The 21,464-nt window shown below is 73.1% G+C and carries 20 protein-coding genes; 2 read left to right on the top strand and 18 right to left on the bottom strand.

Annotated features, from left to right (window positions below; genetic code table 11):
• Positions 1–9 precede the first annotated feature (9 nt).
• Positions 10–1,374 carry a DNA repair protein RadA gene (radA, locus tag IFT90_RS00625; RefSeq protein ID WP_192040553.1) on the top strand — a complete coding sequence of 455 codons (1,365 nt, stop codon included), beginning with the start codon at positions 10–12 and terminating at the stop codon, positions 1,372–1,374.
• 156 nt (positions 1,375–1,530) lie between these two features.
• Here radA and IFT90_RS00620 read toward each other — a convergent pair whose 3' ends face one another.
• The 4 genes from IFT90_RS00620 to IFT90_RS00605 form a co-directional block, all read right to left on the bottom strand.
• Entirely contained in the window at positions 1,531–1,983 is a 453-nt protein-coding gene (locus tag IFT90_RS00620; RefSeq protein ID WP_192040552.1) for a dehydrogenase, read from the bottom strand.
• A gap of 3 nt (positions 1,984–1,986) precedes the next feature.
• Positions 1,987–2,652: a hypothetical protein gene (locus tag IFT90_RS00615; RefSeq protein ID WP_192040551.1), complete on the bottom strand. Its 666-nt coding sequence runs from the start codon at positions 2,650–2,652 to the stop codon at positions 1,987–1,989.
• 111 nt (positions 2,653–2,763) lie between these two features.
• Positions 2,764–3,300, bottom strand: coding sequence for an amino-acid N-acetyltransferase (locus tag IFT90_RS00610; protein WP_192040550.1), 537 nt, complete (start codon positions 3,298–3,300; stop codon positions 2,764–2,766).
• A 167-nt stretch (positions 3,301–3,467) separates the two neighbouring features.
• Positions 3,468–5,957 carry an ATP-dependent Clp protease ATP-binding subunit gene (locus IFT90_RS00605; protein ID WP_146902288.1) on the bottom strand — a complete coding sequence of 830 codons (2,490 nt, stop codon included), beginning with the start codon at positions 5,955–5,957 and terminating at the stop codon, positions 3,468–3,470.
• Positions 5,958–6,210: 253 nt separating this feature from the next.
• Here IFT90_RS00605 and IFT90_RS00600 point away from each other — a divergent pair, with 253 nt between their 5' ends.
• Positions 6,211–7,215, top strand: coding sequence for an NAD(+)/NADH kinase (locus IFT90_RS00600; protein WP_192040549.1), 1,005 nt, complete (start codon positions 6,211–6,213; stop codon positions 7,213–7,215).
• A 152-nt stretch (positions 7,216–7,367) separates the two neighbouring features.
• Here IFT90_RS00600 and IFT90_RS00595 read toward each other — a convergent pair whose 3' ends face one another.
• The 14 genes from IFT90_RS00595 to folP form a co-directional block, all read right to left on the bottom strand.
• Positions 7,368–8,306, bottom strand: coding sequence for a serine protein kinase RIO (locus tag IFT90_RS00595; protein WP_244644726.1), 939 nt, complete (start codon positions 8,304–8,306; stop codon positions 7,368–7,370).
• 307 nt (positions 8,307–8,613) lie between these two features.
• Positions 8,614–9,105 carry a hypothetical protein gene (locus IFT90_RS00590; protein ID WP_192040548.1) on the bottom strand — a complete coding sequence of 164 codons (492 nt, stop codon included), beginning with the start codon at positions 9,103–9,105 and terminating at the stop codon, positions 8,614–8,616.
• A gap of 810 nt (positions 9,106–9,915) precedes the next feature.
• On the bottom strand, positions 9,916–10,941 hold the full coding sequence (locus tag IFT90_RS00585) for a sigma-70 family RNA polymerase sigma factor (RefSeq protein ID WP_192040547.1): 1,026 nt from the start codon (positions 10,939–10,941) through the stop codon (positions 9,916–9,918).
• A gap of 394 nt (positions 10,942–11,335) precedes the next feature.
• On the bottom strand, positions 11,336–11,536 hold the full coding sequence (locus IFT90_RS00580; protein WP_123547471.1) for a hypothetical protein: 201 nt from the start codon (positions 11,534–11,536) through the stop codon (positions 11,336–11,338).
• Between the two features lie 117 nt (positions 11,537–11,653).
• Positions 11,654–12,007, bottom strand: coding sequence for a GntR family transcriptional regulator (locus IFT90_RS00575; protein ID WP_133739119.1), 354 nt, complete (start codon positions 12,005–12,007; stop codon positions 11,654–11,656).
• Complete coding sequence (locus tag IFT90_RS00570; RefSeq protein WP_192040546.1) at positions 12,004–12,954, bottom strand: hypothetical protein; 951 nt, start codon at positions 12,952–12,954, stop codon at positions 12,004–12,006. The genes IFT90_RS00575 and IFT90_RS00570 overlap by 4 nt, the downstream gene beginning before the upstream one ends.
• Positions 12,955–13,041: 87 nt before the next feature.
• Positions 13,042–14,580, bottom strand: coding sequence for a lysine--tRNA ligase (gene lysS, locus IFT90_RS00565; protein WP_192040545.1), 1,539 nt, complete (start codon positions 14,578–14,580; stop codon positions 13,042–13,044).
• Positions 14,581–14,684: 104 nt separating this feature from the next.
• Positions 14,685–15,449 carry a Rossmann-like and DUF2520 domain-containing protein gene (locus tag IFT90_RS00560; RefSeq protein WP_123547467.1) on the bottom strand — a complete coding sequence of 255 codons (765 nt, stop codon included), beginning with the start codon at positions 15,447–15,449 and terminating at the stop codon, positions 14,685–14,687.
• Positions 15,446–17,419, bottom strand: a complete 1,974-nt coding sequence (locus IFT90_RS00555; protein WP_371741036.1) for a PH domain-containing protein — start codon at positions 17,417–17,419, stop codon at positions 15,446–15,448. Before IFT90_RS00555 ends, IFT90_RS00560 begins: the two co-directional genes overlap by 4 nt.
• A 113-nt stretch (positions 17,420–17,532) precedes the next feature.
• Positions 17,533–18,012 (bottom strand): PH domain-containing protein, encoded by a 480-nt coding sequence (locus tag IFT90_RS00550; RefSeq protein ID WP_192040543.1) that lies wholly within the window; start codon positions 18,010–18,012, stop codon positions 17,533–17,535.
• A 69-nt stretch (positions 18,013–18,081) separates the two neighbouring features.
• The gene (locus IFT90_RS17230; protein ID WP_123547464.1) at positions 18,082–18,552 is read right to left on the bottom strand and encodes a DUF3180 domain-containing protein; all 471 of its coding nucleotides are present in this window, start codon (positions 18,550–18,552) and stop codon (positions 18,082–18,084) included.
• Positions 18,549–19,310, bottom strand: a complete 762-nt coding sequence (gene folK / locus IFT90_RS17225) for a 2-amino-4-hydroxy-6-hydroxymethyldihydropteridine diphosphokinase (protein WP_371812028.1) — start codon at positions 19,308–19,310, stop codon at positions 18,549–18,551. Before folK ends, IFT90_RS17230 begins: the two co-directional genes overlap by 4 nt.
• Positions 19,307–19,732, bottom strand: coding sequence for a dihydroneopterin aldolase (folB, locus tag IFT90_RS00535; protein ID WP_192040542.1), 426 nt, complete (start codon positions 19,730–19,732; stop codon positions 19,307–19,309). Before folB ends, folK begins: the two co-directional genes overlap by 4 nt.
• A complete protein-coding gene (gene folP / locus IFT90_RS17435; protein ID WP_371812027.1) occupies positions 19,729–21,411 on the bottom strand; it encodes a dihydropteroate synthase in 1,683 nt (560 codons plus the stop codon). Before folP ends, folB begins: the two co-directional genes overlap by 4 nt.
• Between the last annotated feature and the right edge of the window lie 53 nt (positions 21,412–21,464).

Raw genomic sequence — 21,464 nt, 5'->3', positions numbered from 1 at the left:
GCTCGCAGCATGCCTCGCCCCACCACCCCGCCCTTCCGCTGCACCGAGTGCGGCTGGACCAGCCTCAAGTGGGCCGGCCGCTGCGGCGAGTGCCAGCGCTGGGGCACCGTGGTCGACGTCACGTCGGCGCTCGTGAGCACCCGGGGCACCGCCCCCGTGCCGGTCGGCGGCGACCGGGTGGCGCGTCCCATCACGCAGGTCGAGGCCGGGGCCGTCGCGTCGTGGCCGAGCGGCATCGCCGAGTTCGACCGCGTCCTCGGCGGCGGCATCGTGCCGGGCGCGGCCATCCTGCTCAGCGGCGAGCCCGGGGTCGGCAAGTCGACGCTGCTGCTCGAAGTCGCCTCGCGGGCTGCCGCGACCGGCGCCCGCGTGCTCTACGTGACCGCAGAGGAGAGCGCGCAGCAGGTGCGGATGCGGGCGCAGCGCACCGGGGCGATGCACGACGACTTGTTCCTGGCGGCCGAGGTCGACCTCGCCGTGATCCTCGGGCAGATCGAGCAGGTCGACCCGCAGCTCGTCATCGTCGACTCGGTGCAGACGGTCTCGTCGTCGTCGATCGACGGGATCGCCGGTGGCACGTCGCAGGTCCGTGAGGTCGCGTCGACGCTCATCCGCGTCAGCAAAGACAGGAACCTGCCGGTGCTGCTGGTGGGGCACGTGACGAAGGACGGCACGATCGCCGGCCCGCGCCTCCTCGAGCACCTGGTCGACGTCGTGTGCCAGTTCGAGGGCGACCGGCAGACCTCGCTCCGGTTCATCCGGGCGCACAAGAACCGCTTCGGGCCCACCGACGAGGTCGGCTGCTTCGAGATGACGGGCGACGGCATCGCCGAGGTCGCGGACCCCAGCGGGCTCTTCATGTCGCGCAGCGGCGCCCCGGTCAGCGGCACCTGCATCACGATCGCGATGGAGGGGCGGCGTGCGCTGCCCGTCGAGGTCCAAGCGCTGATCGTCGCCAGCAGCACTCCCCAGCCCCGACGGGTCGTCAACGGCGTCGACTCCTCGCGAGTGGCGATGTTGCTCGCCGTGCTCGAACGGCGGGCGGGCATCCGCCTCGGCGACGCCGACGTCTACGTGTCGACCGTCGGCGGCATCAAGATCACCGAGCCGGGGGCCGACCTGGCGATCGCGCTGGCCCTCGCGAGCGCCAGCCGCGACGTCAGCTACCCGCACACCATGGCAGCGGTGGGCGAGATCAGCCTGGCGGGCGAGATCCGGCCGGTGTCGTCGCCGAGGCAACGAGCGAGCGAGGCGGGCCGGCTGGGCTTCAGCCAGCTCGTCGACGCCGAGTCGGGCAACCTGCGCGAGGCGCTGCGCCGCGCGTTCAGCGCGGCCAGCACGCCTCGTGAGCGCGAGCTCGACGGCGCGTTCTAGGCGCCGCGCCGCTTCGCCGCCTCCCGCGGCCCGGCCCGGCCCGGCCCGGCTCACGAGCTGCTCGCAAAACACCCGTAAAGGGACAAAATACCCTCGGGCCCGCGGGTGTTTTGTCCCTTTACGGGTGTATCTCCAGCGCGCCTGCGCCGGCGCCTGCTACTTCAGGGCCTTGAGCAGGTCCTCGGGGGCGGCGGCCATGGTGTGCGGCCCGGCGATGTCGAAGAAGACCTGTTCGAGCACGTCGAGGTGCACCTCCATGAACGCGCGCAGCGCGTCGGAGTCGTAGAGCATCACCTCCAGGTCGGGGTCGTCCGGGACCATCGCGGCGTACGCCTCCGCCGAGGAGAAGAGCAGCAGGATCCGCTTGTCGGTGTTCTCACGGCCGAAGACGCGCACCTGCTCGGCGGCGACGGAGACGGGCTCGGCCGAGTCCGCGTCCGCTGCGGAGTCGGCCGCGTCAGCACCGTCGGCCTCGGCATCAGCGCGCGGGACCACGAGCTTCGGCACGACGACCACGTCGTGCCGCAGGGCGAACGCGACGGCGGCGACGTCCTGGCTGGCCAGGGCCAGCTCGAGCGCCTCGGAACGGGGGGAAGCAGCTTCGGTCATCGCTCAGTTCAGGATCATGGGGGCGGTGTCGGCCGACGTGATGTCGCCGACGCTGACGGTCAGGCGGTACGTCGCGCCTCCTGCGGGCACGGCCTGCCGGGAGTCCGCGTCGCAGGTGTCGGTCGTCGACCGCGTCCTGTCCCAGGCGATGGCCGGGGTCGAGAGGGTCTGGCCGGCGGTGAGGGTCACGTCCTGGTCGGTGGGGTCGACCTGGCAGTCGGCGGACGACCACCACTGCTCCTCGCCGCTGGTCACGACGAGCTTCTGCTGGCCCGAGCCGAGGTTGATCACGCAGTCCGACGAGCCGGTGTTGGTCACCGACATCGAGATCTGCGGCAGCTCGGTGGGGGCGAACACCTGCTTGTCGACGACGGGGACGAGCTCGATGGCGGTCGCGGCGCAGCGGGCCCCGTCCTCGGCCGTGGCCTCCGTCGACGACGGATCGGGGGTCGCGTCGGCGGCCGGTGCGGTCGCGGCCGCCGAGGGCGCCGGGTCGGCGGCGGGGGTGCTGGTGGCCGCGGCACCGGGCTCGTCGCCCGAGGCGCCGGGCCGCACGACGATCAGCACGACGACGACGATCGCGACGACCAGGCCGAGCAGCACGAGGGCTCGGCGACGCCAGTACACCGAGGGCGGCTGCGGGCCGGTCGGATTCGTGAACGTCGACATGCGCACAGGTTAAGTGCTGGCCACCGCCCTGCGGCGGACGCTGGCGGCGTGTGGGCCTGGGAACTTCTGCCGAGCACGCAGGAGGCGGGCGTGCGGCCGGGCGGGACGCGGTCAGTCCGCGAGCGGCGGCAGCGCCTTGAGCATGCGCGAGTTGCCGAGGGTGTTCGGCTTGACCCGGGCCAGGTCGAGGAACTCGGCGACGCCCTCGTCGGTCGAGCGGACGAGCTCGGCGTAGACCTCGGGCGGCACGAGCCCGTCGTCGCCCACGTTGAGGTAGTCGTGCTTCTCGAAGAAGTCGACCTCGAAGGTGAGGCAGAACAGACGGCCGATCTCGAGGCGCCGGGCGGCGCCCTCCAACGAGTCGAGGAGGCGGTGGCCGACTCCCCGGCGGATCCAGGCCGGGTCGAGGGCGAGCGTCCGGATCTCGGCGAGGTCGTCCCACATGACGTGCAGCGCCCCGCAGCCGACGGGCACCCCGTCGGGGCCGACGGCGATCTGGAACTCCTGCACGTCGCCGTAGAGGGTGACGAGGTCCTTGCCGAGCAGGATCCGCTTCTGCACGAAGGGCTCGCAGAGGCGCTGGATGTGCGGCACGTCGCTGACGACGGCGTCGCGGACGGTGATGCCGTGCTGGTCCGCGGAGGTCATCCCCCGAGCCTACCCAGCCGGGGGCTCCCGCGACGGGCCGTCCCGGGGAGCCGGCCCGCGCCTCCTCGTCGACCGCCCGGCGCACGCGAGAGGGCGGCCCGGCCGAAGCCGGACCGCCCTCTCAGCGGATCACGGGGAGCTGACGCTCCCGACGAGCTGGCTCGCGCCTAGCTCTCGATCTCGGGCACGTCGCCCACGAGCACCTCGTCGCGGCCCGGCTGGCGGGTCGTCGTGAAGACGAACTCGCCGTCGACCCAGTCGACCAGCACGTGGTCGCCGGCCGTCAGGTCGCCCGTGAGGATGCGCTCGGACAGGCGGTCCTCCACCTCGTGCTGGATCGCACGACGCAGCGGACGAGCACCCAGGGCCGGGTCGAACCCGATCTTGATGAGCTGCTCCTTGGCGGGCACCGTCAGCATGGCCGTCATGTCGCGGTCGAGCAGACGGTCGCTCAGGCGCTTGATGAACAGGTCGACGATCTGCAGCAGCTCGGGGTTCGACAGCTGCGGGAACACGATGGTGTCGTCCACGCGGTTGAGGAACTCGGGCTTGAAGTGCTTCTTCAGCTCCTCGTTGACCTTGGCGCGCATGCGGTCGTAGCCGGTCGCGGTGTCGCCCTCGATCTGGAAGCCGACGGGACCGCCGGCGATGCCCTTCGAGCCCAGGTTGGTCGTCATGATGATGACCGTGTTCTTGAAGTCGACCACGCGGCCCTGGCCGTCGGTGAGACGTCCTTCTTCGAGCACCTGCAGCAGCGAGTTGAAGATGTCCGGGTGGGCCTTCTCGATCTCGTCGAAGAGGACCACGGAGAACGGCTTGCGGCGCACCTTCTCGGTGAGCTGGCCGCCCTCCTCGAAGCCGACGAACCCGGGAGGGGCACCGAAGAGCCGCGAGACGGTGTGCTTCTCGCCGAACTCCGACATGTCGAGGCTGATCAGCGCGCCCTCGTCGTCGAAGAGGAACTCGGCGAGCGCCTTGGCCAGCTCGGTCTTGCCGACGCCCGTGGGGCCGGCGAAGATGAACGACCCGGAGGGGCGGTTCGGGTCCTTGAGGCCGGCGCGCGTGCGGCGGATGGTCTTGGACAGGGCCGCGATGGCCTCCTCCTGACCGATGACGCGCTGGTGCAGGGCCTGCTCCATGAAGACGAGACGCGAGGTCTCCTCCTCGGTGAGCTTGAAGACGGGGATGCCCGTCGCCTGGGCCAGCACCTCGGCGATGATGCCCTCGTCGACGGTTCCGCCGGCTCCGGCCTCGCCCGAGCGCCACTGCTTCTCGAGACGGAGACGCTCGCCGAGCAGCTTCTTCTCCTCGTCGCGCAGCGAGGCGGCCTTCTCGAAGTCCTGGTCCTCGATCGCGCCCTCCTTCTGGGCGCGGACGCCGGCGATGCGCTCGTCGAACTCGCGCAGCTCGGGCGGTGCGGACAGGATCGAGAGGCGCAGGCGGGCGCCGGCCTCGTCGATCAGGTCGATCGCCTTGTCGGGCAGGAACCGGTCGCTGACGTAGCGGTCGGCCAGGTTCGCCGCCGACACGATGGCGCCGTCGGTGATCGAGACCTTGTGGAACGCCTCGTACTTGTCGCGGAGGCCCTTGAGGATGTTGATCGTGTGGGGCAGCGACGGCTCGTTGACCTGCACCGACTGGAAGCGTCGCTCGAGGGCGGCGTCCTTCTCGAAGTGCTTGCGGTACTCGTCGAGCGTCGTGGCGCCGATCGTCTGCAGCTCGCCTCGCGCCAGCAAGGGCTTGAGGATCGACGCGGCGTCGATCGCGCCCTCGGCGGCACCCGCACCGACGAGGGTGTGGATCTCGTCGATGAAGACGATGATGTCGCCGCGGGTGCGGATCTCCTTGGTGACCTTCTTCAGGCGCTCCTCGAAGTCACCGCGGTAGCGGCTGCCGGCGATCAGCGAGCCGAGGTCGAGCGAGTAGAGCTGCTTGTCCTTGAGCGTCTCGGGCACCTCGCCCTTGACGATGGCCTGCGCGAGGCCCTCGACGACGGCGGTCTTGCCGACGCCGGGCTCGCCGATCAGCACGGGGTTGTTCTTCGAGCGGCGGGAGAGGATCTGCATGACCCGCTCCATCTCCTTCTCGCGACCGATGACCGGGTCGAGCTTGTTGTCGCGCGCGGCCTGCGTCAGGTTGCGGCCGAACTGGTCGAGGACCTGGCTGCCGCCCTGCGCGCTCTGCTGCTGCTCGCCTCCGACGGCCACCGCCTCCTTGCCCTGGTAACCCGAGAGGAGCTGGATGACCTGCTGGCGGACGCGGTTGAGGTCGGCGCCGAGCTTCACGAGGACCTGGGCGGCGACGCCCTCGCCCTCGCGGATCAGGCCGAGCAGGATGTGCTCGGTGCCGATGTAGTTGTGGCCGAGCTGCAGCGCCTCGCGGAGGCTCAGCTCGAGGACCTTCTTCGCACGGGGCGTGAAGGGGATGTGGCCCGTGGGCTGCTGCTGGCCCTGGCCGATGATGTCCTGGACCTGCTCGCGCACGGCGTCGAGCGAGATGCCCAGCGACTCGAGGGCCTTGGCGGCGACGCCCTCGCCCTCGTGGATCAGCCCGAGCAGGATGTGCTCGGTGCCGATGTAGTTGTGGTTCAGCATCTTCGCCTCTTCTTGGGCGAGGACGACGACGCGACGGGCACGGTCGGTGAATCTCTCGAACATCTCTTGACTCCCTCGGTGGCGGGGTGGTCGTCGCCACCAGTACGCGGTCGACACCTGCATTCGGTGCCGGTCTACGGAGAGCGTAACCAGCGCCTCCCCCGCAGGTCATCCCTGTTCGCTGGGGGCGTGACACCCTGTGAACCAGGGGGACAGACGAGGAGGCGGGGGCCGGGTCGGCGGGCTCGGGCGCGGGAGGCGCGGGCCGGGTCGGCGGCGTCAGCCGGGCGACAGGGGCGCGGTCTAGCCTCGCCTCATGGGCAACCTCGTCGTCGGCCTCGTGCCGCACCCCACCAAGTCGGTCCGCGACTCCGTCGACATCCTCTGCGGGTGGAAGCAGCGCGGCGAGGTCGCCGGCGGCCACGTCCGCCTCGTCGCGCAGGCCGCCGACGAGTCGCGCATGCAGGGCGGCGTCGAGCTGATCGACGAGCAGGAGTTCCGCGACACGGTCGACGTCGTCGTGGCCCTCGGCGGCGACGGCACGATGCTCGGCGCCATGCGGCTGGTCGCCGACCGGCCCGTGCCGGTGCTCGGCGTGAACTACGGCAACGTGGGGTTCCTCGTCGAGGTCGAGCCGCACGAGCTGCCCGCCGCCCTCGAGCGGCTCGCCGCCGAGGACTTCTCGCTCGAGCCGCACCACGCCGTCGAGGTCGTGCACACCGCGTCGGGCACCGAGAACCGGTTCCTCGCCTTCAACGACGTGTCGATGGCGCGTCGCCCCGGCGAGGGCGTGGTCACGGCCGACCTCGTGCTCGACGGCACCCCCTACGGCTACTACAAGGCGGACGCCGTCGTCGTCGCGACGAGCGCCGGCTCGACCGCCTACAACTACGCCGCGGGCGGGCCGATCCTGTCGCCCGCCGTCGCGGCGACGCTGATCACGCCCGTCGCGCCGATGTCGGGCATCGACCGCTCGGTGGTGCTCGGCCCGCTCGAGCAGCTGCGGTTCCAGATCGGCAGCGGCACGCACTCGGCGGCCCTCGAGGTCGACGGCCGCGTCGTCGCCGACGTGAGCGACGGCTGCGTCGTGTCGATGTCGCTGCGGCCCGAGGCCGGACAGGTGATCCGCCTCGACGCCGGGCGGCACGCCACCAAGGGGCGCCTGAAGCTCAGCCTGCTCGACCTGCCCCTGCGCGAGGACCAGCTGCTCGAGCTCGTGCCGAGCGACGTCCGCGCCAAGTTCAAGGCGCGCACGGCGCACCGCCGCGGGGCGGCCGGCGCCGAGGCGACCGAGGTGCTCTCGCCCACCCCGACCAGCTGACCCGCGCCTCCTGCCGGCTCGACCCGCGCCTCCTGTCTGCTCGACCCGCATCCCCTGCCTGCCCGGCCTGGTGAACCGTCACGACCTGTCGTCTGGCGGGTCTGCGGCAGCACTCCTCGACGGTTCACGGCGGCCGCGGCGGCCGCCGGGCCCTAGCCGAAGACCTCCCCCAGGGCCTCGGCGAAGAGGTGGTGGTGCGAGCGCTCGAAGCCGCGACGACCGAACCACTCGCAGACGTTGCGGCAGTCGCGCTCGAGCAGCTCGGCGCCCTGCGGGTTGCTCGCGACGTCGACGAGCTGCGGCACGTCGATGACGACGACGCGCCCCTCGTGCACCAGCAGGTTGTACGCGCTGAGGTCGCCGTGGGCGAAGCCGGCACGGGCCAGGACCAGGACGATCTCGGCGACCTGCTCGAACAACGGCCACAGGTCGGCGCTGTCGGCACGTGTCTGCGCCAGGCGGGGCGCGGCGGCCGTGCCGTCGCCGATGAACTCCATCAGCACCTCTGTGCCCGAGATCTGCACCGGGTACGGCACCGGCAGGCCGAGTGCGTGCATCCGCCCCAGGGCGTCGAACTCCGCGGCGGCCCAGAGGCCCGCCTGCACCCGGCGACCGTGGGTGGAGCCGCGCGCCATGGCGCGGCCGTCGCGGGTGTTGCGGGTGCGACGGCCTTCTCGGTACTGGGAGGAGCGGTGGAAGTCGCTCTGCTCCGGGCCGCGGTAGCGCTTGGCGGCGAGCAGCACGCTGCGGCCGCCGTCGAGGGGGCCGAGCTCGACGTCGTCGGGCACGGTGCGGTCGATGAGGAAGAGGTCCGCCTCCTTGCCCGACTTGACGACGCCGAGCTCGGTGTCGACGGCGGCGGCCGAGGTGACGAGCCAGCTCGGCCACGGACGGGGGCCGCGCTCGGTCGGCGTGGCCGCCGGCCAGGTCGACCACCGCTGGCCGTCGACGGGCTCGGCGGTGCTGAAGGCGGGGACGACGAAGTCGTCGGGGATCGGGGACGAGTGCGTAGTCGGCGACGCTGAGGCCGTCGGTGGCGCCGGCAGGGTCGTGGACGGTGTGACGACGGAGTCGTCGGGGTGAGAGGACAAGCGGTTCTCCTGAGGAGGGGGCCGCTCATCGGCGTGCGCGAGGCGCAGCGTCTAGACGGCGACCCGGGTGTGAGGGGGGTTCGCGTGTGCGATGACGACGGCCATGCTCATCACCCCTCTCGTGCAGCTCCTGCGGCATGCGCTGGTGTGCGCCTGCTCGTCCGCGCCCACGGTACCGCCGCCGCGCCTCCCCCACCACCCCTTTCCTGGGCCCAATCCCCTCTCCCCCTCCCTCCACGGGCCCAGTGGTCACGAACAGTCGTTCCGGCAGCGGTGAAGGACAGAACGAGACCACTCGACGGAGTCGTCAGCCAGAGAGGACACGCCGGACCCGGCCGACGAGCTCGCGCGCAGACGCCCCCCGCAGATCGGCATCCGTGACTCGGATGGTCCGCCAACCCGCGTCGGCGAAGCGCTCCCGTCGGCGGATGTCGCGGCGCCATCGTTCCGGGTCACGTCGGTGCTCGTCGCCCTCGTACTCGATCGAGGCCCGCTCGTCCGGGTAGCGGAGGTCGGGCTTGCCGAGGTAGCGACCGGCCCCGTCGTAGGTCTTGGTGTTGATCTCGGGCTCGGGGAGTCCTGCTCGGACGAGAAGGAGGCGGAGCTCCGTCTCCTTCGGGGACTCGACGCCGATGCGCACGTGCGTGAGTGCTCGTCGGGCCGATCCGACTCCACGTGCCCGACCGCAGGCGGCGAGGTGCTCCTCGATGTCGGTCGGTGCTCGCTCCCGCGCCTCCGGCCACGGCGACCACGAACCGCAGAGGGCGTCGCCGACCGCCACGAGAGCGTCCAGGGGCAACTGCGAAGCTGCCTGCACGAACGCCGTCAAGGGGTCGACGACGGGAAGGTCCCCGAGGGTCCGAGCCGTGTCGACGCCGAGTCCGCGATGTCCGACGATGCCTTCCCGCCGAGGACCGCGCCCTGCTGAGACGGAGACGTGCAACAGGGTCGGTCCAGACGCGTCGCCGAGGACAGGGAACGAAGGGAGCGGCAGGCCCCAGATGGCGAGTGCCGTGACATGGGAGAAGCACCATCCTGGTCGCATCCCAGGCAGGAACAGCCGAGCCACGTCCTGGACGTGACCCACCGAAGCCGCTCGGAGGGGCGCCCGGACCCCGTGGTGTGGACGGAACAGGTCCCGGCCCCGGAGTCGCTCCCGACCGAGCCCCGCATCGAGTGCCTCCGACACGGAGAAGGGCCGGGCGGACACTGACGGAGGCAGATCGATGCGGGGCATGCGACGAGCATCGGGGCGATGTAGGGCGGGTGGCCCAGGAACGTGGACGTCCTGTGGGGACGGCGCACGCCTCGTGGGGTGTGGAGGGTTCTCCGCTCGACGTCGAGTGGTCCGTTCTCGTGCTTGCTGCGGCTGAGGGGCCCCAATTGGGACCAGTCGAGCGGAGACGCCCGGTGAGCCGGCATGCCGGGCCGTCCTGGGGTCAGATTTCGTTGTTCACGAGGAGATGAGGGCCGAATTGGGACCGCTCAGGGGCGGGAATGACGAGGGCCCATCACTCGGGGATGGGACGACCGAGACGCCGCAACGACCGAGGGCCGCTTCCCCGGGTGGACGGGGAGGCGGCCCTCAGGCACTGCAGGTCGCGCCGGCCTACTGCAGGTACAGCTGCAGGTCCTGGCTGACGGCCTTCGCGAACATGCGGAGACGGGCACGGCTCTCGACGCGCGAGACGGCCTGGCGCGAGCTGTGCACGCGCTTCGAGATCTCGTCGAGGGTCATGGGCTGGTCGTCGTCCAGGCCGAAGCGCATGCGGATGACGCGGGCCTCGTCCTCGGGGAGCGTCGCCACGAGAGCGTGCATGTCGCGGTTCAGCAGCGAGTTCTCGGTCGCGGCCGTGGGCGAGGGGGTCTCCTCGTCCTCGATGAAGTCGCCGAGCTCGCTGTCCTCGGCGTCGCCGACGACGGTGTGGATCGAGACGGGCTCGTGCGAGCGCGACTTGAGCTCGACCAGGTCGGCGACCTCCATGGCGACCTCCTCGGCCACCTCCTCGACGGTGGGCGCACGGCCCAGGTCGACGGTGAGGTCGCGCTCGGCACGCGAGATGCGGTTGATGCGCTCGACCGTGTGCACGGGGATGCGGATGGCGCGCGCCTTGTCGGCGAGGCCGCGGGCGATCGCCTGGCGGATCCACCAGGTGGCGTACGTCGAGAACTTGTAGCCCTGCGTGTAGTCGAACTTCTCGACCGCGCGGACGAGGCCGAGGTTGCCCTCCTGGATGACGTCCATGAAGGGGAGGCCACGCTGCGTGTAGCGCTTCGCGATGCTGACGACCAGGCGGAGGTTCGCCGTGATCATGCGGTCCTTGGCACGCTCGCCGTCGTGCTGCAGCCAGCGGAGGTCGCGCATCATCTCGGCGTGCGCCTTGGTGCGGTTCTTCTTGACGGCGTCGGCGGCCTGGAGCTCCTTGAGCTTCTCGCCGGCGAACAGGCCGACCTCGATGCGACGCGCGATCTCGGTCTCTTCTGCGGCGTCCAGCAGCGGCATGCGGCCGATGTGGCGGAGGTAGTCGCCGACCTGGTCGGTGGATGCACCGCGGACCTGGGACAGGACCTCGACCTCGGGCTCGTCGGTGGTGTCTGTGGTGGTGTTGCGCGTGGTGACGGATGTGATCGTCATCGTTCTCTCCCTGCTCGAGGTCTGACTGGTGTCATGTCGAATAGTTCGTGAAGCTCTTCGGCGTTGTCACAAGTCTGGCGCGGGGCAGGGTCTCGGGAGAAGTCGCTGAGGCCCTTCGCAAGGCAGTTCTGTGCGTGCGTACAGGGTTTCGAGCCATTCGGGGGACGGGGGAGACCAGGCTTTGACGTGCGGGGCCACCGGGTGTATTACGCGAATCGAGCCTGCGGGGTACAGTGCGTGCCGTTCGCCTGAGCCGAGGGCAGCAGACGGGGTACAGGGACGCCTCCGACGCCCTGGAAGCGGCATTCCCGGGGTACAGCGAACGCCCGCCGACAGCGTCGACGGGCGTGCAGGTGAGCCGCAGGCGGAACGCCCGGGGCGAGACTCGGGAGGCTCAGGAGGCGCGGGTCGCGCCGGCCTCGCCGCGCTCGAGGGCCTCGGCCCGCTCGCGCTCCTCCGCCTCGATCTTCGCGTAGGCGGACCGCTCGGTGCGGTCGGCCCGCAGCAGCGAGCGCACGACGAACCAGAAGATCAGGCCCACGACGATCGTCGGCGTCACGGCGAAGATCGCGGCTCCCAAGAAGGTCTCTGGCATGCGTCGAGGATAAGCCAGGTCCGGGGCCCGCGCCTGAGGATGCGTCGAGGCCGAACCACCTGAGGCTCTAGGCGCACCGAGGAGGCGCCCCGCGCCTCCTGCGGGACCGCCCGCCCCTCAGGCCGACGCGTCGAACGCGGCGTCGACGAGCCCGCGCGCCGTCGCCGCGTCCACCCCGAGGCGGCGGAGCCGGCCGACGAAGTCGGCCGCCGCGGACCGCGCCTCGGCCTCGGCACCGCCCGCGGTCACGAACGTGCCGTGCCGACCGCGGGTCTCGAGCACGTCCGCCTGCTCCAGCTCGCGGTACGTGCGGGCGACGGTGCCGGGCGCGATGCCGAGGTCCTCCGCGAACCGCCGCACGGTCGGCAACCGGGCTCCGGCGGCCACCTCGCCCGAGCCGATCGCGGCAAGCAGCTGCTGCCGGAGCTGCTCGAAGGGAGGCACCGACGAGCGCTGGTCGATGACGATCACGGCAGGTTCCCCGCACTGCCGGCAGGGGCGGCGACGGAGGGGCGGCGCGGCTCCCACAGGCGCCGCCACCAGTGGAGGTGCGGCTTCGTCGCCAGGGCCCAGATCACGACGCCGAGCGCGAGCGCCAGCAGAGCGGCGACGCCGAGCCCGAGGACCCCCACGACGAGGTTGCCGACCGACCCGGGGCCCCCGCCCGCGGCCGCGTCGCCGAGGACGGTCAAGGTGCCGGTGAGCCCGACGAAGCCGAGGACGACGGGAGCCGTCACGAGGTCGCGCAGCGCCATCGACCGGAGCGCGTCGTCCCAGGCGAGGTCCAGCTCGGACACGGCCGGCTGCCCGCGGTCGACGAGGCGCCTCATGACCACCTCGGTCGTGACGAGCCCGACGACCGCGACGAGGGCGGTCACCCCGGGGACGCCCGTGACCCACTCGGCGAGAGCGGTCGGAGGGAGCGCGCCGCCGAGGCCGGAGACGGCGGCCACGCCGCCGACGACGAAGGCCACGAGCGCCAGGCCCACGACGAGGCGCGCGCCGACGAGCTCGGGCGGGCCGACATAGTCCGCCACACGAGGAGGCGCCGTCCGGGCGACGCGGACCGCATCGGCGGCCGGACGGGGCACCGAGCCGACGGCGGCCACGGCCGCGCCGACGCCCGTGCCCGCGAAGCCCGCGACGAGCACGGTCGCCGCGGCGAGGGGCGACTGCCGCAGCTCGGGCAGCAGCAGCCCGACCGTGAGCGCCGCCGCGACCACCACGCCGCCGCCGAGCCCGACTCCCCAGGCACGACGGCGGAGGCGGGCGCGGACGAGCGGCTCGACCTCAGGGGTCACCGGCAGGTTCATGCGGGCGGCCAGCTTCGCGAGCTGTGCCCCGTGCCGACGGGGAGACGCCGTGTCGACGGCGATGACGACCAGCGACGCGACGAGCAGCAGGTAGATCCAGAACATGGGCCCTCCCGGGTTTTTGTATCAGGTTCGTACCAATGTACTGACACAGACTCGGGTGGTCAAGGAGCGCCGCGTCGCGCCCTGCCGCTACTTGACCAGCGGGAACAGGATCGTCTCGCGGATGCCGAGCCCGGTGATCGCCATGAGGAGGCGGTCGATGCCCATGCCCATGCCGCCGCTCGGCGGCATGCCGTGCTCGAGGGCACGGAGGAAGTCCTCGTCGAGGCGCATGGCCTCGGCGTCGCCGCGGGCCGAGAGCGCGGCCTGCTCGACGAAGCGCTCGCGCTGCACGACCGGGTCGACGAGCTCGGAGTACGCCGTGGCGAGCTCGAAGCCGCGCACGTAGAGGTCCCACTTCTCGACGACGCCGGCCTTCGAGCGGTGCTGGCGGACGAGAGGGCTCGTGTCGACCGGGAAGTCGACGACGAAGGTGGGGCGGTCGAGCGAGGGCTTGACGAAGTGCTCCCACAGCTCCTCGACGAGCTTGCCGTGCGTCTCGTGCGGCACGACCAGGTCGACGGTCGCGGCGAGGCGCTGCAGCTCGGACACGGTCGTCAGCGGCGTCACCTCGACGCCGGCGGCCTCGCTGAGCGACTCGTACATGGGCACGCGGGCCCACTCGCCGCCGAGGTCGTACTCGGTTCCGTCGGCGAGCGTGACGAGGTGGGTCCCCGCGACCGCGAGCGCCGCCTCCTGCACGAGCTGCTGCGTGAGCCGGGCCATCTGCTCGTAGTCGCCGTAGGCCTGGTACGCCTCGACCATCGCGAACTCGGGCGAGTGCGTCGAGTCGGCGCCCTCGTTGCGGAAGTTGCGGTTGATCTCGAAGACGCGGTCGATGCCGCCGACGACGGCGCGCTTGAGGAACAGCTCGGGCGCGATGCGGAGGAACAGCTCGGTGTCGAACGCGTTGCTGTGCGTCGTGAAGGGACGCGCCGCCGCGCCGCCGTGCATCGTCTGGAGCATCGGGGTCTCGACCTCGAGGTACTCGTGCTGGTCGAAGGTGCGGCGCAGCGACGAGACCGCGGCGGCGCGGGCGCGCACCGTGGCGCGGGCCTGGTCGCGGACGATCAGGTCGAGGTAGCGCTGACGCACCCGCGTCTCTTCGCTGAGCTCGCCGTGCAGGTTCGGCAGCGGCAGGATCGCCTTCGAGGCGATCGCCCACTCGCTCACCATGATCGACAGCTCGCCGCGCCGCGACGAGATGACCTGCCCCTCGACGAAGACGTGGTCGCCGAGATCGACGAGGTCCTTCCACTCGGCGAGCGACTCGTCGCCCACCTCGGCGAGCGACACCATCGCCTGGATGCGCGAGCCGTCGCCGGCCTGCAGCGCCGCGAAGCAGAGCTTGCCGGTGTTGCGCGCGTGCACGACGCGTCCGGCCAGGCCGACCACCTCGCCGGTCTCGGCGCCCGCCTCGAGCTCGGCGTGACGCGCCCGCACGGCGGGGATCGTGTCGGTCAGCGGGACGCCGACCGGGTACGCGTCGCGCCCGGTCTCGAGCAGCCGGGCACGCTTCTCGAGCCGCACCTGCTTCTGCTCGGAGGCCTCGCGAGCCGCCTCGGCCGCGGCGGCGGCCACGGCGGCCGCGTCGTCGGAGGGGGTGGTGGTCTCGGGGACGTCGGTCATGTGCAGGGGCTCCAGCGGGGTGGTGGGGGACGGAGAGACGAGGGAGGCGAGGACGCGCGTTACGGGCTGCGACGGCGACGAGCGGACGAGGAGGCGCGCAGCCGTCAGGCGCCGAGGCCCCCGCCGAACGGGGACGGCGGGTCGTCGAACGCCGCCATGTCGATGGTACCGGGGCCGCTCGAGCCGCCGGCGACGCCCAGGGCGCGGTCCATGGCCGAGCGGACCAGGGGCGCGATGAGCCGGCCGGGCTCGGGGACGCCGAGCTCGGCGAGCATCGAGACCGACTGCGTGACGATCGCGGCGGAGAACTCGGTGGCGGTCGCCACGGCCTCGGCGTAGCGCGGCCGGTCGGCCTCGCTGACGAGCACGGGCTCGGCGCCCATCTCGACGACGAGCGCCTGCCCGATCGGCTGGACGGGCCCGGGAGCGGTCACGGCGCACCACGCCTCGCGGAGCCGGACGAGGTCGATCGTCGTCCCCGTGAACGTGAGCGCCGGGTGGATCGCCAGCGGGATCGCCCCCGCGGCGAGCGCCGGCCGCAGCACCTCGAGGCCGTGCGCCGCCGAGGTGTGGACGACGAGCTGGCCCGGCTGCCAGACGCCGGTCGCGGCGAGGCCCTGCACGAGGTCGGCGAGCTGGTCGTCGGGCACCGCGATGAGCACGAGCTCGCTGCGCTCGACGATCTCGGGGACCGTCAGCACGGGGACGCCCGGGAGGATCGCCTCCGCCCGGTCGAGGCTGCGCTCGGACACGGCCGAGATGCCGACGATCGCGTGGCCCGCGGCGGCCAGGGCGGCGCCGAGCACCGGCCCGACGTGGCCGGCGCCGATCACGCCGACGCCGAGGCGGCCGCTCTGCTGCGGGCTCACGGGCGCGGCTCTTCTCGCGGTGCGTCACGGGGTCCATCGGCGGACGGAGACAGATCCTGCTCGCCAGCGCTGGTCGGCGGGGCACCTGCACTGCCCGAGGACGGATCACTCTCGAATTTGAGAGCAGGGGCAGCAGGGGCGGCAGGGGCGACGGGAGCCGAGGAGGTGGCGGTCGGGTCCGCAGCGACGGGAGCCGAGGAGGCGCCCCAGCGGTGGGTGCGGTCGGCCCGGGCCGAGGTCACCGCGTCCCGCGCGGCACCCTCGAAGAACGCCAGCGCGTCGTCCTGGTCGAGCGCGCCGATCGTCGCGATGATCGGCCCCTGGACGGTGTGCAGGTGCACGGCCGCGAGCCGGAGGCGACGCAGCAGCGGGCCCTGCGACAGGCCGACGCTCTGCATCCGGGGCAGCGGCACGACGACGAGCTCGCGCCAGATCGCTCCCTTGCGCAGCAGCAGGGCACCCGGAGCCGTGCGGAAGCCGTTGCGGCGCCAGGAGAACCAGCGCAGCACGGCGGCCCGACGGGGCGACGTGGTGAAGCCGCCCTCGCTGCCGCGTGAGGTCAGGCCGTCCTCGACGAGCGAGAGGGTGTGCGAGGCGCGCTCGTGCACGACGGCACGCTCGGGCTCCACGAGCGCAGGCCCAGTGCCCGCCGTCTCGGGGCCGGCGACGGACTCGGCCGACGGGGCCGACGCCTCCTCGGCCCGCTCCTCGGCACGCTCCTCGGCCTGCACCCCGGCGGCGGCCACGCCGACGAGCTCGGGCAGCACGAGCTCGAGCACGCGCCGCACGTCCGTCTCGTCGCCGACCGGCAGCAGCGTCGAGTTGCCCTGCTGCCCCGAGCCGTCGGTCGACGAGCGCGAGGCCCGGTTGATGCTGATCTGCCACCAGCCGAACGGCCGCCACAGCAGGGGCTGGCTCACCCTCACCGAGTGGATGCGTCCGGGCGGGAGCGTCTCGTTCGTCGTCGAGAACAGCCCGTAGCCGATGCGGATGCCGTCGCGGGACGACGAGATGCTGTAGCGCAGCGACTTCGTGACCCGGTTGACGTAGTACCCGCTCGAGCCGAGCACGGCGGGCAGCAGGGCGAAGAGCAGGAAGAACTCGCCTGTCAGCCGCACGCTGACGACCACGGCGATCGCGGCCGCGACGAGGAACAGCGTGTACCCGCTGAGCAGGACGGAGCCGACCAGGCGACCGACGTCCACCTTCACGACCGACTCGGGAGGCGCCCCCTGCGGGTCGAGGCCGTCGGAGAGGAAGTCCTGGGCGCGCTGCTCGACGAGCCCGACGAAGCGCTGACGGGAGTCGGCAGGCGCGACGTGGCCGGGCACCGCGTCGCCGGGCACGGCCTGGCCGAGCGCAGGCTGGCCGGGCGCGACCTGCCCGGGCACCGCCCCACCGGCAGGAGGCGCAGCCTGCACGCCGTCGACGGCCGACCGCTGCACGCCCGAGGCGCGCCGCAGGATCTCGCGCCGCAGGTCGTCCGCCGCCGCCGAGCGGAGGTAGGCGAGCGAGACGTTCGCGTCGTCGCCCGCCTGGCTCACCTCGAGCTTCGCGGCGCCGAAGACGCGCGCGAGCACCGGCCGCTGGATGTTGATGCCCTGCACCCGGTCGAGCCGCGCCCGCCGGTCCGTGCGGAAGACGACGCCGCTGCGGACCTCGACGATCTCCTCCGTGACGCGGAACGTGTTCATCCGCCACGACAACCAGAAGACGAGCACGAGCACGGCGACCACGACGAGCACCCCGAGCAGCACGAACCCGAGGTACCCGTGCTCGACGACGTACCCGAACGGGTCGCCCTCGCCGTCGCCGTCGGGGCGCCGCCCGCCCGGCACGAAGAAGCCGACGACCCACTCGCGGGCGTTGTTGACGATGATGCCCAGCACGACGATCAGGGCGATGCCGCCCTTGAGCAGCGGGGTCGCCGGGTGCAGGCGGTGCCATTCCCCGTCGGTGAGCTCGGCCACCGCGGCGGGCGCGGCAGGCGCGGCGGACCCGCCAGGCGCGGGCGCGGCAGGCGTCGCAGGCGTCGCAGGCTCGTCCGCAGGAGGCGGTGCCCCCTCCCCCGGCAGCGGCCCGCTCACAGCCCCGCCCGGCGGGACTCGGCGAGCTCGACGAGGCGGTCGCGCAGCGAGTCGGCCTCCGCCTCCGGGATCCCCGGGATCGTCACGCCCGACGACGCCGCCGCCGTGACGAACTTCAGGTCGCTGAGACCGAGGGCCCGCACGACGGGGCCGCGGTTGATGTCGATGAGCTGCATCCGGCCGTAGGGCACGGCGACGAAGCGCAGGTACAGGATGCCGCGGCGGACGAGCAGGTCGTCCTCCCGCAGCTGGTACCGGATCGAGCGGACGCGTCGGGGCACGAACGCCATGACGACGACCATCACGACCACGACGGCGGCGGTGATCGCGTAGCACCACCAGGCGCCGATGAACCAGAGCGGCGTCGTGGCGGCCGCGGCGAGCAGCCCCGTGATCAGCCAGCCCACGAGCTCGGGCCAGACGTACTTGGGCGAGATGCCGGTCCAGGCGGCCTCTGCCACGTCGAGTCGGTCCATGGCGCGTACCTCCGGGTCGGCTGCGGGTCGCCCTGCAGCAGTGCTGTCGGCGGGGCTGCCGGCCTGCGGTCAGGCCGCCTGGGCTCCTGGTCCGCCCTCGTCGTCCCCGGGCGGCACCGTGCACATGTGCTCGGCGACGATCCCGGCCGCGAGGAGGCCGAGGCCCCCCACGACGGCGACGATCGTGGGCACCACGGAGCCTATCGCCACGTCCACGCCGCGCGTCGTCATGAAGGCGAGCACCCCCCCGCTCGCTCCCGCGAAGAGAGCGCCGGCCAGGCTGCTGGCCTTCGCGAGCAGCAGCACGCGGGTCGCGTAGTACGGGTCGATCCGCTCCTTCTGCGTGCCCTTGGCGACGCGGCGCACCGGCAGGGCCATCGTCACGACGATGCCGCCGATCACGAGCAGCACGAGGCCGAGCACGATCGACGGCACGATCGAGGGCTGGCCGGACGACACGAGTGCAGCGTCGACGACGAAGCCGCCGACGAGGGCCACGAGGGCGAGGCCGACGAGCGTCGCGGGACGGGTGTGCCTCACGAGGCTCCTCCCGCCGAGTCGGGGTCGCGGGCGGGGGCAGGGGCGCGGGCGTCGTCCGGGCCGGACGCGTCGTCGAAGGCGTCGTCGGAGGCGTCGTCGGACCCGGGGGCCGGGGCCGAGGAGGCGCGGGCCGGCAGGAGCAGGCCGGTCGCCCCGGGCACGGGCCGGGTGCGGTCGGGCAGCGCGGCGAGCAGGTCGGCGACGCGTCCCCGGGTGCCGAGCCGCGCCTCCTCGTCGACCTGGAGCCACGGCTCGAGCACGAACGCGCGCTCGGCTGCACGGGGGTGCGGCAGCGTGAGGCGCTCGGTGTCGAGCTCGAGGTCGCCGAGCACGACGACGTCGAGGTCGAGGGTCCGGTCGCCCCAGCGCTCGTCGCGTACCCGGCCGTGGTCGTGCTCGATCGCCTGCAGCGCGTCGAGCAGCGCCAGGGGCTCGAGCGTCGTCTCGACGAGCGCGACGGCGTTGAGGTAGGTGGGCTTGCTCTCGTCCGGGCCGTCGAGCGTCACGGCGACCGACGACACCGGCGAGGAGGCGGCGGTCACGGTCACGCCCGGGGTCGCCGCCAGCGCGGCGACGGCGTCGCGCAGCAGCTCGTCGCGGTCGCCCAGGTTCGAGCCCAGCGCGACCACGCCGCGGCGCACGACGGGCGCGGCCCCGGCGCCGGCCGCGCCGCTCGAGCCGCTCGAGCCGCTCGAGACGCTCGAGACGCTCGAGACGCTCGAGACGCTCGAGACGCTCGAGACGCTCGCGCCGCTCACGGGCGCTCCCGCACGACGGTGAGCGACACGTCGCCGAAGGGCACGGTGATCGGGGCGCCCGGCTTGTGCACGGTCAGCTCGACCCGCGCGGCGGCGGGGTGGCTGAGCACGAGGGCGGCGAGGCGCTCGGCCAGGGTCTCGATCAGGTCGACGGGGTCGCGCTCGACCGCGGCCACCAGCTGCTCGGCGAGGACGCCGTAGTGCACCGTCTGCGCGAGGTCGTCGTCGTCGGCAGCCGGGGTCGTGTCGAGGTGCACGACGGCGTCGATCACGAACTCCTGCCCGTCGCGGCGCTCGTGGTCGAAGACGCCGTGGTGGCCCGTGGCGCGGACGCCGAGCAGCCGCAGCACGTCGAGCCCGACGGGTGCCGTGCGGACCGACGGCGCCTCGTCGGGCCCGCGCCCGTCGCCCGCCGCGCTCACGCGTGCCTCGCCGAGCGGGCCGGGCCCGACCCGCGCTGCCACGCCTGCCAGACGTCGAGGGCCGCGCGCGTCGACGCGGCGTCGTGCACCCGCACCGCCCAGACGCCTGCCTGTGCGGCGAGCACGCTGACGACCGCCGTGGCCGCGTCGCGGTCGCGGGGCTCGGCGCCGTCCGGCAGCAGGTCGCCGAGGAACCGCTTGCGCGACGCGCCGACCACCATCGGGTGACCGAGCCGGCCGAGCTCGTGGAGGCTGGCGAGCACCTCCCAGTTCTGGTCGGCGTCCTTCGAGAAGCCGAGGCCGGGGTCGAGCACGATCTGGTCACGGTCGACGCCGGCGTCGACGAGGTCGTCGACGCGGCGGCGCAGCTCGTCGCGCACCTGGCCGGCCACGTCGTCGCCCCGCATGCCCGCGGTCGCGTCGGCGAGGTGCCCTCGCCAGTGCATCGCGACGAACGGCCGGCCGGTGTCGGCAGCGACCTGCGCCATGTAGCGGTCCGCGAGGCCGCCGGAGACGTCGTTGATGACGTCGGCGCCCGCGTCGACGGCGGCGAACGCGGTGGCCGCGTTCATGGTGTCGATGCTCAGCCGGACGCCCTCGGAGGCGAGCTCCCGGATGACCGGCAGCACCCGACGCTGCTCCTCGACCGGGTCGACGCGGCGGGCGCCCGGCCGGGTGGACTCTCCCCCGACGTCGACGATGTCGGCCCCGGCGGAGACGAGCTCGCGAGCGTGGCGCAGGGCGTCGTCGAGGCCGACGTAGCGGCCGCCGTCGCTGAACGAGTCGGGTGTGACGTTGAGGATCCCCATCACGAGCGTGCGCGAGACCGTCACGGAGCCGCGGTCGTCCCGCGTCGCGCCGGTCGCGCGCACGGAGGCGGCGGGGCGCTGGACCGGGATCGCCCGCGTCGCGACGTCGCGCGGGTCGACCTCGTCGGCGCGGCCGCGTGCCCGGCGGCGTGCCCGGGGGCCGGAGGCGGCAGGAGCCGGCCGCGAGTGCGCACCGGTGTCGGCAGCGCGGGCGGAGTCGGCGACCGCAGCGGCGGCCACGTCGTCGGCCTCGAGCCGGAGCAGCTCGGCCCGGTCCTCAGGAGGCGCGGCGTGCGAGGCGACGCGGGTGCGCTCGCGAGGTGGCCGGCCGGGCTCGTCGAGCTCACGGGCAGGCGCGTCGACGAGGCCGGGCGCGGCGTGCGACCCGGACCGCGTGCGCGTCGCGTCGCCGCCGGGGAGCGGGCCGTCGTAGCGACCGCCGACCACGAGGCGTCGCCCGGCGACGTGGCCGGAGGCGGCCGTCGGGGCAGGCGCTCCGGACGCGGCGGGAGCAGTGGAGGCCCGCGGCGCGACGGCCGGCGGCACGCCCGGACGGGCACCCGCGGGCGGGGTCGGCACGGGCGGGTGCTGCCGGGCGGGCGCCTGCGCCGGTGCCTGCGCGGCCGACGACTGCGTCGCCGGGGTGTGGGTCACGGGCGGCAGCTGGGCGGGCGGCCGGACGGCGGCGCGCTCGTCCAGCGACAGGGCGAGACGACGCTCGGCACCGGCGGCCGGGGCGCTGGCCGGAGGAGGCGCGTCGACGACGACCGGGTCCGGGTACCGCTCGCGACCACGCGGCCGCTTCCAGGCACGCGGCTCGGACGCGGCGGACGACGAGCGGTGGTCACCGTCGGACGGCGAGTCGGTCACGGGGAGGTTCCTCCGATCAGGGCCACGGGTCGAGAGGCAAGGCTACCGATCCG

It is taken from the genome of Frigoribacterium sp. CFBP 8766 (assembly GCF_014841435.1).
In the GTDB taxonomy this organism is placed as follows: Bacteria; Actinomycetota; Actinomycetes; order Actinomycetales; family Microbacteriaceae; genus Frigoribacterium.
This window is presented reverse-complemented; position numbering and strand designations above follow the sequence as displayed.